Below are 874 nucleotides of genomic sequence, written 5' to 3'. Positions count from 1 at the left end.
TAACATTGGACCCTATGGGAAAATGTTCAAATGCCTTCTTCTCAGAAACTACAAATATTATTAAAGCCAAACTGTACATGAATGTTCATTGGATGGTCCTCTACAAACTTTACGTTTTTTGTTCCGATATGAAATTCAAAATGGCGGCTACGGCAGGACTTAGTTTAACATTGGACCCTATGAGAAAAATGTTTCAAAACGCTTCTTCTCTGAAACCACTAGGATAATTGATACCAAACTGCCCAGGAATGATCATTGGAAGGTCCTCTACAAGGTGTGTGTTTTTTATGCCGATCGGATATCCAAGATGGCCACCACCGCAGGACATAGATTAGCATTGGACCCTATGGGAAAATGTTCAAATGCCTTCTTCTGAGAAACTACAAATATGATTAAAGCCAAACTGTACATGAATGTTCATTGGATGGTCCTCTACAAACTTTACGTTTTTTGTTCCGATATGAAATTCAAAATGGCGGCTACGGCAGGACTTGTTTAACATTGGACCCCATGGGAAAAATGTTTCAAAACGCTTCTTCTCTGAAAACAAACTGCCCAGGAATGATCATTGGAAGGTCCTCTGTTTTTTATGCCGATCGGAAATCCAAGATGGCTGCCACCACAGGTCATAGTATTAACACAGGACCATATCGGGAAAATACAGAAATATCTTCTTCTCTGAAGCTATTGCACTGATTGAACCTAAACTATGCATCAATCATTGGAAGGTCCTTTACAAACTTTGTGTTTTTTATGTTGATCGTAATTCCAAGATGACTACCACTGCAGGACATAGTTTTTACATAGGACCAATTGGTTTTTTTTATTACCAGAGAGCCTCTGGTTTAATCTTCTCCTCTGAAACAACTTGGCC

1 protein-coding gene is annotated in these 874 nt (G+C 39.0%); it reads left to right on the top strand.

The genetic code is table 11. The features are described 5' to 3' along the window. Window positions 1–227, top strand: a 227-nt coding sequence (locus CRYPD_RS08265) for a hypothetical protein (RefSeq protein WP_212744005.1), incomplete at its 5' end; no start/stop codon positions are given. Window positions 228–874 lie beyond the last annotated feature (647 nt).

Source organism: Bathymodiolus heckerae thiotrophic gill symbiont, assembly GCF_900180345.1.
Classification (GTDB): Bacteria; Pseudomonadota; Gammaproteobacteria; order PS1; family Pseudothioglobaceae; genus Thiodubiliella.
The sequence above is the reverse complement of the archived record's forward strand: the minus strand, read 5'-3'. Positions and strand labels throughout refer to the sequence as shown.